Consider the following 12,941-nt stretch of genomic DNA (forward strand, 5'->3'; position numbering starts at 1 on the left):
AGAGATAAACAAAGAGCCGGCAATTGCCGGCTCTTCTTTTTTACGCTTCACGCCCGCTATCAGGGGTGCTGGATGATCAGGCTATGCTGATCTTCCAGCATGCTCTGCAGGATATCGTGGGACGAGGTGCTGGTGAGATTCCAGCTGGTCAAATCCACATCCTTCAGGGTGATCTGCTGGGTCACATGACCATCCCCTGCTGGCGCCACCGAGAGATTCACATCGCTCAGGCCATTGCTTCCCGTGGTCACCGAGGCTGAGAGATGCTTGAGCAGATCATCGACACCATTGCCAGTGACCCCTTGCAGCATGTCAGCCAGATCGATCTTGTCCCCTTGCTCCGGATGGAAGTCGGTGATGGTATCGATAGCGGGCTGCCCCTGACTCCCCTCATCCCCGTGCTGCCAAACGAAGAGATCGCTGCCAGCCCCGCCGGTGAGAATGTCGTTGCCATGCCCCCCCAATAGACGGTCATCGCCGGAGGAACCAAACAGCCAATCCCCCTGATCGGAACCGACCAGCTCATTACCACTCTGGCCGTGCACCATAATGGTCTCAAGGGGCGTGCTGACGGTTGAGCCGCCGACATTCGACTCGGCACTGATCCCCAGCACATGGTCACCGTCGCCAAAACCGCTGAAGTAGAGCGGAACCGAGTGATCGGCCGGGATCAGCCAGTCGCCATTGCCATCGGCATGACCGACGCTCTGACCATGCTCGTCCTGCACCTGCGCCCCATTCAGGCCGCTGATGCGGATGGAGAGCTCGCCAGTGGCCGGATTGACCACGCTGGCATTGATACCAAGGGGGATAACGGCCCCCTGCAAGGCATGGAACGCATGCTGATCCACCGTCAGACCCGGCATATCCGGCTCGGGAGTAACCGTGATTGTCACCTGATCGGTGTCGCTCAGCGGGCCACCCACACCAGTGTTGCCCTGATCGGAGGTGGTGACGGTAAGGGTATCCTCTCCCCAGAAATCTTTGGCCGGTTCATAGTGCAGGTTGCTTGCCAGCAACTGGTTGAGATCAGCCAGCGACCCCACCAGGGTGATCTCGCTGGTACCCGTCCCCTGTACCATCACGGCAACGGTTGCACCCAGCAAGGTCAGCACACCATGCTCGACCCGCAGCACCATGGAGACAGGCGCACTGCCTGCATCCACATCCTTCACGCTGACGCCGGAGAGCGACAGTGAGCCATCTTCCTTCACCGTCATGCTGCCAGGCAGCTGATTGACCGGGGCATCATTGACCGGCTGCACCTCGATGGGCAGCACATCGGTATCGCTCAGTGCGCCGCCGCTGCCACTATTGCCAAGATCGTTGGTCACCATGGTGAGCTGATCCTGACCATTGAAGTCCTGCTCACCCTGATAGGTCACCCCACCGGACAGCAGCGCATTGATGGCATCCAGCGGCCCGCTGAGCACCAGCATCCCGCTACCGTTGCCGGTCACCGTCACCCCGCTGCCCGCTACCAGATTGAGGGTGCCATGCTCGACCGAGAGACGAACCTCGATGGGGCTGCTGCCCGCATCCACATCTTTCACCTGCAAACCGTGGATGACGAAGGGCTGATCTTCCTCTGCAACCAGTGGGGTCGTTGGCAATACGTTGATTGGCGCATCGTTGACCGGGCTCACCTCCACATGGATGGTGCCATTGACTTCGGGGCCAAGGGCGCCGTTGTCGAGGCTATGGGCCGAAATCTTGAGATCCAGCGCACCGTTGGCATCATTGGTCACCAGCTCGACCGCCCCCAACTTGCCGCCCTCGGTAGTGACCTGCCAGCGACCGCCACCCAGATCAACAACCGTCCCAGCCACGCCATTTGGCAAGCGGATCTCGGCACCATCAGGCACCCCTTCGATGGTGACCCGCACCTGCTCGGGCTTGTTCTCATGCACATTACCCGCACTGCCGCCGGTTGGCTGGGTATCCCTGGTCTCCAGCCCCAGATCAAGGGTGATCACATCCCCTTCGGTACCACTCGCCTGACTCTGAATGTCGGCGATAAGGGCATCCCCCACCGGATTGACGGTGACGGTAAAGCTGCCACTGGTTTCGAGCGGAATGGTGAGCCCCTTGTCGAGGGTAAAGGCGCTCAGCGACAGCTCCACGGTGCCGCTGAAATCAGCTGGCGGGATCAGGGTCAGCTTGGAGAAATCGGTCCCCACGGGTACCTGCCAGACGCCGCCACCATTGTTGACCGCCGGAGCCGACAGGGTGAAGCCATCCGGTACCCCCTTGATCTGCAGCGCGACGATCTGCTCCGAGCCATCATTGTCGATAAGGGTTGCGCCAAATCCGGCAAGGTTGACCGTGCCATCCTCGCTCCCCGTGACGCTGTGAACCGAGAGCTGGGCCGGATCGTTGACCGGTCTCACCTCAAAGCCAACCTGGCCGCTCCAGCTGCCGCTGTCAGTCACCTGTTGGCCACCGACCAACGCGGTATCGACGATATCGACCTTGATGTCGAGTGGTACCTGACCGCTGAAGTGCTCTTTGGGCACGAACACCAAGTCCTTGAGGGCAGCCACATCGTTAACCACCAGGGTGTTGACCGGCTTGCCACTGCCATCGAGGAAGTAGCCATATTTTGCATCCACCGTGATGGTGACCCGCTCCACGGTTTCGAGGCCACCATTGGAGATGGAGGGGCTGATATCGGCCAGTTTCACCGAGAGATCGAGGTGGATCTCGCTATCTTCCTGGTTGCTGGGTTGACCATTCACATCCTTGACCTGCAGCGTCAGCGCGGGCTGACCATCCTGGCCACCGTTGATATCTACTTCCGGAGTGATGGAGAGAGTGACTTGCTTCTCGACCAGCTTGGTATCGCCGCTGGTGGTATCGGTATTAACGACTCGCACGTTTAGATTGAGTGTACCGGCGTAATCAGTGGGTAACCCCAGCGTCAAATTCTCCAGACCACTCAGACTGGTCGGCAGTTTGATCAGGTATTCGCCATTGACGAAGTCGTAATTGAGCCCCTGCAAAGTGACTCCCGGCGGGAGCCCTGTGATGACAATACTCACTTCATCGTGGCTACTGTCCTGATTCGCAATGGTTATCTGCGACTTGAGCTGAGCCCCGAGATCGACCACATGATCCTCAACCCCGACTACGGCAGCAGGTTGGAATATGATCTGGGCAGCCTTCTCATCGGTCGCGTTGGCAAAGATGAAGATTGCCGACACGGGCATTTCACGAACCACGGGGGCACTGATATCTCCGTCATCGCTGTAGTCCAGAATCCGAGCACTGACCGTGAAATTAACCCGACCGGTAAAGCCATCCGGTGCCTGCAAGCTGTAATTGCCCAGATTGCCTGCCGGTACAGTCCAGTTACCCTTACCATCACTGATACCACCATTAACGACAAATCCCGGGGGCAAATCGCTGATAACCAGATAGTCGATCCGCTCACTGCTGCTGGGATCGCGGTCGTCAAAACTGAGTGCCCCAACCAGATCCACCGGTTGATCGAGGAAGCCAAAGAGGAGGGGGTTGTCTATCTGTAACTCGCCATCGGGTTCGACCACCGCCTGGATATCGACATGCAGCTGACCATCAATCACCTTGTTAGCCACTACACTGGAGTCCACATCCCGCTGAGTCACGGTGACATGGCTCTGGATGGTGGTATCCCTGTCACTATCTTCCGGTGCTTTGACCAACAGCTGGCCGCCGTTTAACAGGCTCTGCAGATCTGTGTCACTCAAGTCCACCGTACCGCTATTCACGGTCAGCTGGGTCTCGACCCCTCCCACCCGGATCCAGATTTCGTAACCGGGCTCGATACCGGATAGACTGAGGTGCGTCACCTTCTCGGCGCCGTCAGTGAGGGTCGGATGCCAGTCCAGCACGGTGAACTGATCTTCCAGGCCATGGCTGGTCTTGCTGTAGTTGGTGGCATCGATCTCCGGTTCCACCTTGATGTGCAGCGGCACCTCGAAGCTCTTGTGATCACCATCGTTCTCGGTCACCACCACCTTGGCGATCAGGTCCAAATCTTCTGTGCTGTTATGGGGCGGCTGGATCACCAGATTGCCAAGATCCGACACATCAACCTGATAGGTCGGCTTGCCATGGGCATCGAGTCCAGCAAAGGTGAGCGTCAGCTCCTTGCCGCTGGCATCGAATACCCTAGCCCCTTCCGGCAGACCACTCAGCACCAGGTTAAGGCTTTCCGAGGTATCTAGCGGGGTCTCCGCCAGTTCACCGGACACCAGCTTGAAGTTGAGCGGCGCTTTGCCATCCTCGGCCACCGTAATTGTATAGCCAGCGCCTTCAGACACCCAGCCTGTACCGCCCAGATCAAAGTGAGGTTGATCGACCACCCCCACCAGATCCACATGAAGTGTCTGACTAGCGGTCTCTTTCTCGTTGACCACGGTATGGGTCTGGCCATTGGCATCGGTCAAGGTCGTCGTGTCTTTCACCACCCCCTTGATGGTGAGATCAAAATCGACGTTGCTGTTTTTCGGCGGTTGCAGCTTGAGTTCGCCAATACGATCAAAAGGAACCTCATAATAACCCGCGGCGTTCTGACTCACGGCTACACTGCCCAGCCACAAGGTCGCGCCAGCAGGCAGGCCGCTGATGCGGACAAACATCTGCTCGGAGCCATCGAGTTTGTCGTCCAGATGAGCAAGGGAGATCTTGCTGCCCAGATCGAGCGGGGTGTCTTCTTTGCCCTGAATGTCACGAATGGTCAGCTTGGCATCATCCGCCACCGGATTGACGTTGATCACCAGCTCAATCTTGTCTCCCTGCGCCGTACCCTGGCCCGGAGCGATCGGGTTCTGCTCCGTGCTGATCGGGGTCACCGACAGCTTGATGTCACCGCTGAAATCCTTGGCCGGAACCACGGTCACCTTGTTGATGTCGCCACCAACCACTGTATAGAGGCCGTTTGCCCCCGGGGTCAGCACCTTGCCGTTAAGGGTCAGAGTTCCTTGGCCCGACTCCCACTTGATCTGGTAGGTCAGGGTCTCGGAGCCATCCGTATCGGTGAGGCTCGCCTGCACATTGAGGGCAATGCCGCGGCTGTCCTCGTTAGTGGTGTAGTGCTGGTGCGTGCTACCCGCATCCCACAGGGGTTTGTCGGCAATACCTTGCACCGTGATGTCCAGATTGCCGGTGAGCACCGGGGGCTTGCTCCCCTCGGTGACGCCCACCTGCAACTGCACCGGGAAGCGCAGCGGATTGCCTCCGTTGTTGTAGCTTGAGTAGTCGTGATTAGGCACGAAGGTGACACCGGTGAGCTGGAACTTGTCGTTGGTGTTGGCCACCGCCACCATGGCCGCAGGCGGCACCTCATACCAGGTCTTGCCACCCAGGGTGATGGTGGTCAGCGCGACACCGTTGAAATAGAAGGTTCCCTGGGCATTGGCAGGTGCCTGGATAAGCAGCTGCTCCACATGCTCGCCCCGATCGAAATCCCCCACATCCAGATTCATGGTGATGGGGATTCCCTGGCCAGGATCGGTTGCTCCGGCATCCTCCTGGCCGGTGACTGCGCTCACGCTGAGCATGCCAGCCTCGTCCCGGATGGTCAGGGTCAGAACCCCATCATCGGTATCTCCGTCACCGTCCACCAGGTGGAACTCAATCTGCTGCACCAGAGTGCTGTTGCTGTGATCAATGCCCGGCCTGGCAGTGAAGCTGTAGTTACCCTCGGCATTGATAACCAGAGTGCCGATGACTTGTCCTGTGCCATCTGTTACCGAGATGGTGGTATTGCCCGTTGCGGCGATGGGGTGCTCGGTACCATTGATGGTGACCGATTTCACTACCGCATCGTCCGCCCCCTCACTGGCGGTGGCCAGCAGATCGCCGATCACTTTCGCTCCTTCATTCAGGGTCTTGTTCGCATCCACGGCGACGGGCACATCATCCTGCACGCTCACATGACCAATCACTTCGGCACTGAGGTCTCCGTCACTGTCCCGCGCCTGTAACGGCAGCTGGATATCCAGCAGATCCTTGCCCTGAGCGCTGTGATCAAGATTGCCGATAAGCTCGAAGGTGTAGCGGCCGGAGACATCCAACGTCAGCTTGAAGATGAGCTTGCCTGCGCTGTCCTTGCCAAGATACACACCCGGCTGGCTATCTGCGCCAATGGTGACGACCTTGCCCCCCGACGTGAGGGTGTTGAGGGCGTTAAAGCGAGCCACATCCAGTTGCAGAGAAGCCACCCGGTCACTCCCGGCGGCGATCGTCACCTGACCGATGGCAACCTCTCCCGTGCCTGACGGGCTGGTGCCTCCATGCTGGCCATTGCCCCCGTTGAGATCCGACTCCTTGACGGTGACCCCCTCGATAGCGGTGATCACGGGATTGTCAGCATCGGTGATTACGGCAGTGGTACTGCCAGTGATCACGCTGCCATCGCTGTCGGTCACCTTGATTGGCAAGGTCAGGTTGAGTTTGTCATCCGCTCCGTGATCCAGGTTGGTATGCACCGTCACCTGATAACCGATCTCTGCGCTAGTGTGAGCGGCAATGCTGGCGGGGACGGTCGGGATGGACACCGTCATCACCACCAGACCAGAGCTGGTCACCGCCTGGAAAGTGTGACCATCCGTGCCAACCGCTTTCCAGGTCAGGGTTTCGCCGTTATGGGTGATGGGCTTGCCGCTGGCATCCATAACCTGACCGGAGAGGGTCAGTCGCACATCGGTCACCGGATCCGAGTCAGCCTTGATGGTGATCTTGCCGCTCGCCTGCTGGTCATCCACCGCCGAGTTGGCGCCATCGAAGCGCCCTTCGCTGAGGGTTACACCTGTCAGAGTGAGGGTCGGTTTATCTCCTTCCCCAATCTGGATATTGAGGGTGCCACTGGTGCTGTCGTTGTTGCCGCCCGCCTTGTCGTAGTCGTTGACGATCACCTTGATGGGCAGCTCGGTCACGGCGTTGGCGCCCTGATGGATCCCCTGATAGAGGGTGACCTGATAGTCAAAACCGTTCTTGCCCGCCTGATCGAGTGCGCCAACCAGCCGCACCTCAAACACCTCGACGCGCTGGCCATCGACCACCACATAGCCCTTGAGCAGCTGACTACCCGGAATGGCGGGATCCCCATCAAGCAGCTCGTATTTGACGGTTTGGCCGAGGGCTGTGAGAGCCGGTTGCTGGCTGCCATCGGCAAACGCCACCTCGACCACCCGATCCGACCCTGCCTGCACGTCGAAGTGACCGGTTTGACTCAGGCTGTTGCTGCCGGTGAGGTTCCCTTCATCCAGGGTTACACCGGCGCCCGGGATAAAGCTCGGCGCCTTGCCGTCCGCGATGGTGAGCGGCAGCGTGGTACCAATGCGATCGCCATCCTTGTCGGCCAGGGTGACGGCCAGCGGCAGGTTGAGGGATTCACTCCCCTTATGATCCAGCTCGCCGCTCAGGGTGACCTTGGCGGTGACGCTCCAGTTACCGTTGTTATCGACCAGGCTCAGCTCGGCGCGCAGCACCACCTGGCCACCGGCGGTTCCGACCAACTGGCCGGTTGCGGGATCGACGGCGAAAGTGACCGGGTTGCCGTGGCTGGTGAGTCCGGTCAGGGTGCTCTGGATTGCGGCGATATCAAAGCCGAGGGAGTTGGGGTCAAGGGCATCGCTGCCGTGCGCGACCGAGAAACTCATGGTGCTGACGGCAGCCGTCTCTCCTTGCGCCATCTCGGTGATAGTGGTGCCAGTCACGGCGGAGATGGTCGGATTGGCACCATCCCCCACCGCCACGGTAATGGTAGAGGAGACCTTGTCACCATCGCTGTCGAGCAGGGTAAAGCCCGCCTTGAGCAGGCTGTCGGCACTGCCCTGATCCAGCGGTTGATGGAGGGTAAAACTGTATTTGCCATCGTTGCCGAGAGTCAGCTCAAACACCAGCTTGCCATCGGGGGTACGCCCCTCGATAAGATGGTCAGCCACCGTGATGGTCACGGCCTGCTTGCCCGAGGTGAACCCTTGCAGCCCCAGCTGATTGGCATCGAAGGTAATGCTGGTCAGCGGATCGCTGCCCGCGGTGATAGCCAGATCGCCGTCAAGGGTCTGGCCCTGCTGCCAGTTGCTATCTTCGGTGAGCGTGAGGGAGACAGGATTAACCTGCGGCAAGGCACCGTCGGTAATGGTGATATTGAGGGTACCGAGATTGCTCTTGTCACCGTCAAAATCTGAGCCCTGTACCTTCAGGCCAAAGTTGAGGCTGTTGGTCGCTTCCGGCTCGTCAAACACACCGGTCAGGGAGACGTTGTATTTGCCATCCAACCCGATGGTCACGGTGAGGATTGCCTTGCCCTGCCAATCCTTGACGATCAGCTGGTTGTCTTGAACCTCGTAACTCGTCGCCTTGCCCTGGCTGGTAAGCCCCGCCAGCGCCGGTTGGCTCGCCTCAAAGTTGAGGGAGACCAGACGATCGCTCCCCACCGTCACCGGCAGCTGACCATCGATGCTCTGGTTGCCCCCCTCCTGCAACGAAACGCCCTTGTCGAGACCAAGCGAAGGATCACTGCCGTCGTTGATGGTCAGAGTCAGGTCGGCGCTGGTGGTGTCGCCATCGATCTCTTTGGCACTCACCTGCAACCCCAGCGAGAGGCTGTCACTACCCTGATGATCGAGCGGGCCGGTAAGGGTGATTACCACCCGACCGCCCACATCGCTCCCCTGCTGTTCAGCCAGCAGCTGGGCGCGCAATACCTCTACCCGCTGACCATTGCCATCGAGGTAGTAGCCCAGCAGGGTGCGATCACCGGCAAATTCGAACGTCAGTGGATGGCCATCGCTGGCAAGACCCGAGCCGTTGAGGGTAGCCAGGGTGTCACTCTGATTGCTAAACACCAGCGAATCCACCAACAACGGATCGACACCGTGTTTGACCACAAAGTTGCTCTCCCCGACGACGGCGGCGCCGTTGGTAAAGGCATCTTCGGTCAGGGTAATGGGCGGGAGATCAAAGTTAAAGCTGGGCGGATTACTGTCCACCAGATTGATCACCAGCGGCGCTTTCACCAGATCACCATCGCTGTCTCGGTATTCGAGGTTGAACGGCAAACGAAGGGTATTTTGGCTGTGATCCAAACTCTGACTCCAGACAATGCGATAGCTGCCGTCATTGTTGAGAGTCAGGGTGAAGACAGTCGACCCACCGGCACTGGCAGTCAGGGTCTGGCCATTAATGGAGTAGCCAAGCGGCACACCTTGGCTGACGAGCCCCAGCCCTTCCAATGCACTCTGGTCAGCGGCGAAGGTGACCTGCAGATTGCCATCCTGGCCGGCACCGGTATTGAGGCTACCGGTCGCCGTGACAGGGCCATTGGCCAGCCCAGTTTCAGATAGCGTGAGCGTCTCGCTCTGGCCGATCAGAGGCGCGCCGTCCAAGGCCGAATTACCCGCCAAATCGGTGACGCTGGCCCGCACTTCAAAGGATTGATTGATGCCGGAGAGATCCAGGCCACTCACCTGCCAGCGGCCATCGGTTCCCACCAGTGCCGAGGTGGTCAACAGCGGCTGGCCATTGCTGTCGACTAGTGTGATGGTGACGCTCTGACCCGCCTCCACATTGCTGGTGGAGCCGCTCAGAGTCGCGCTGCTGTTGCCAAACAGGGCTGTGGAATCGAGATCATCGATGTCGATAGATGCCTGGGTATCGACATTGATAACGAGGGTATCGCTGGCGCGGTTGCCAGCAATATCCACGGAATTGACCTGAAACTGGTACTGGCCATCGGCCAGGGTCTGTGGCAACTGATATTGCCAATTACCGGCGGCATCCACCGTCAGGACGGTGAGCACGTTGCCGCCAAGGCTCAGGGTCACGGTGGCACCGGGCTCCCCCTTCCCTTGCAGCAGCGGGGTATTGTCGCGGGTCAGATCATCGGTCTGGCTGGCACCGGTGTCGCTCTCATCGGCGAGATCGAGGGTAATGGTGGTGATGGTATCGAGCAGAGTCTGTCCGGTATCGCTGGCGTTGTTGCCCGCCTGATCCTGGGTATTGGCCACAATCTGCAACGGGCCATCCACCAGCTTGCCGGTCACATCGCCAAAATTGGCTTCCCACACCAAGCCGGGCAGTACCACGGTCGTCACCGTCAGTGAATTGCCCGCCTGATCGATAAGGGTGACGGTGACTGGCTGGCCTACCTCCACATCATCCACCACACCACGAATGATGACGCCAGCCGCTTCATCGGCGTTGATAATGTTGTCGCTGGTTTGGGGTTCGGTGATGGTGATGGCGGCAAAGAAATCGCGCTCTTCGGAAAACAGCAGCTCATCGCCCACCGGTTGCACCGCATAATCGGTATCAAAACCGGCCTCGGCCAGGGTGGCATCATTGGTACGATCGACCACCACAAACCCACCCGAGCTGGAACCAGCCACACCACCGATATTGCCTGCAGCAGGCGCTGCGATACCTGCGGCGGTCTCCTGGAACAACTCGGTCGGATCGATACCCTGACGGATCGCCTCTTGCAACGAGGCCAGTTCCGGATCGGCCGGTTGCCCATCAGCAGCAGGCGTGACGGGCTCAGGTTTGGCGGCCGTTTCTTGCTCGCCTGCAGGATCACTGCCCGGCTCGGCTAGCTGAAAATTGCTCCCTTGAACGGATTGCAGGCGATCCCCAGGCTGCAGCGCCATCCCCACCTTTGCTCGCATGACAGATCCATCTGCACTGATGACAAACACGGAGCCCTCGAGTTGGGTGATCACCGTGGACTTTTCAATTTGCAACTCTGCCATACAACCTCCAGCAAAACTTTAACCACCAACATCAGTACCTACAGGGTACTTGTCTGTTCAATAATCATACCGCACCAGACTGTATGGGTCTTTTCGCTATTTTCGACAATGGTTGCAATAAAATGGCCATAACTTACAAGATTGTGCATCTAACAGGCCTTTTTAAATGAAATGAGATTTGGATGACCCCAATCACATCACTTTTATTAATAGGCCTATCAGTCTATATGTTCCCATTTCTATCACTTGGCGAGAAATCAGCCTCTAACCTCGGTGAACGAACCATAATCCCTAGACCAAAAGCCCATACCGCAACACTGCAATTTTGCATATACAACCAGTTAAATGCATAGCTAATTACAGACGTTCTAAACCATAGCGCTGGCAAGTTGCATAAGCAGAAAAATGAAACGTGCGTGACGGCATCTATCAAATATCCGCCATAAGATATTCAGCTGTTAACAAGGAATTGAGTTTCCATAAAATTTAATCCAGATCTCATTTCAACGATCAATCCTGCGCCCCAATTGATCTGGCACAACTCTCTCGACGATAAATCATCATTAAATTTACCTATTTGTTAGGGTAGACCTCGAGCAATCAGGTATTGCGCGGTTTTATTCACCGTCAATCAGACCTCTGCCCACCCTGCCACAAGGGGATGAAATCCACGCAACAAGATGGAATCGGGCAGATCGGAACATTTATCTGGGAGTGATAAACGTGGGTTCACAACACAGGCATACCAAACTGGGGCTCGCAGCCCTGCTGCTGACCAGCTGGCTTGGCGCCAGCGGCTGGGCACAGGCTGATGAAGCAATCACCAAGGGCAAGATCGAGGCGCGCAGCGAGCTGTTCGCCAAGGATCACGCCGATCAGTTCACCAGCTGGAAAGGCACCAGCGAGAGCAAGGAGCGCACCGACGCCCTGGCGGAAGATCCGCAGATGGTGGTGCTCTGGGCCGGCTACCCCTTCTCCAAGGATTACAACAAGCCGCGCGGTCACTTCTATGCGCTGACCGACGTGCGCGAAACCCTGCGCACCGGCGCCCCCAAGACCGCCGAAGATGGCCCCCTGCCAATGGCCTGCTGGAGCTGCAAAGGCCCGGACGTGGCCCGCGTTATCGACGAAAAAGGCGAGGATGGCTACTTCAAGGGGATGTGGGCAAAAGGCGGGCCGGAAGTAGTCAACACCATCGGCTGCGCCGACTGCCACGACACCGCCTCGAAGGAGTTCAAGGCGGGCAAACCTGCCCTGCACCTCTCCCGTCCCTATGCCGATCGGGCCATGACCGCCATCGGCAAGCCGTTCAAGGAGCAGGGGCGCTTTGATCAGCAGTCCCAGGTGTGCGGCCAGTGCCACGTGGAGTACTACTTCAGCGGCCCCACCAAGGCGGTCAAATTCCCTTGGGACAAGGGCACCACAGTTGAGCAGATGGAGGCCTATTACGATGAAATCGGCTTTGCCGACTGGACTCATGCCCTCTCCAAAACCCCCATGCTGAAAGCCCAGCACCCCGAGTACGAAACCTGGCGCGCCGGCATTCACGGCCAGAACAACGTCGCCTGTGTCGATTGCCACATGCCCAAGGTGCAGAACGAGCAGGGCAAGGTCTACACCGATCATAAGGTGGGGAACCCATTCGATCGCTTCGACCAGACCTGCCGCAACTGCCACACCCAGAGCAAGGAGATACTGCAAGGGATCGTCAAGCAGCGCAAAGAGGCTGTGATCGAAACCAAGCTGAAGGTCGAAAAGCAGCTGGTACACGCCCACTTTGAAGCCAAGGCGGCCTGGGATGCCGGCGCCACCGAGGCGCAGATGAAGGATATCCTGCAGGACATCCGTCACGCCCAGTGGCGCTGGGACTACGCCATCGCCTCCCACGGGGTGCAGATGCACGCCCCCGAAGTGGCCCTCAAGGTACTTGGTGGCGCGCTGGATAAAGCCGCTGACGCCCGTACCAAGCTGGCGCGTCTGTTGGCCAGCAAGGGGATCAGCCACGAAATCGCCATCCCCGACATCTCCACCAAGGAGAAAGCGCAAGCGGCCCTTGGCATGGATATGAAGCAGTTCAACAGCGACAAGGCCCAGTTCCTCAAGACCACGGTCCCCGCCTGGGATGCCGAGGCCAAAGCGGCCGGACGACTGGCACAGTAACGGCGCCTGCGGGTCCGGCGCCAAGTCGGACCCGCAGCGGAT

Annotated in this window: 2 protein-coding genes; one reads left to right on the forward strand and one right to left on the reverse strand. The window is 58.6% G+C overall.

Annotated features, from left to right (window positions below; all coding sequences use genetic code 11):
- Positions 1–59 precede the first annotated feature (59 nt).
- A complete protein-coding gene (locus ACTG1P_RS03720) occupies positions 60–10,739 on the reverse strand; it encodes a retention module-containing protein (protein ID WP_440000509.1) in 10,680 nt (3,559 codons plus the stop codon).
- 723 nt (positions 10,740–11,462) lie between these two features.
- Here ACTG1P_RS03720 and nrfA point away from each other — a divergent pair.
- Entirely contained in the window at positions 11,463–12,899 is a 1,437-nt protein-coding gene (gene nrfA, locus ACTG1P_RS03725) for an ammonia-forming nitrite reductase cytochrome c552 subunit (protein ID WP_440000510.1), read from the forward strand.
- Positions 12,900–12,941 lie beyond the last annotated feature (42 nt).

This window comes from Aeromonas sp. 11P, from assembly GCF_051920165.1.
In the GTDB taxonomy this organism is placed as follows: Bacteria; Pseudomonadota; Gammaproteobacteria; order Enterobacterales; family Aeromonadaceae; genus Aeromonas; species Aeromonas veronii.

What these genes read in the sequence shown, in the direction of transcription:
- ACTG1P_RS03720 (WP_440000509.1), bottom strand. Translation starts at nt 10,739, where the DNA reads ATGGCAGAGTTGCAAATTGAAAAGTCCACGGTGATCACCCAACTCGAG.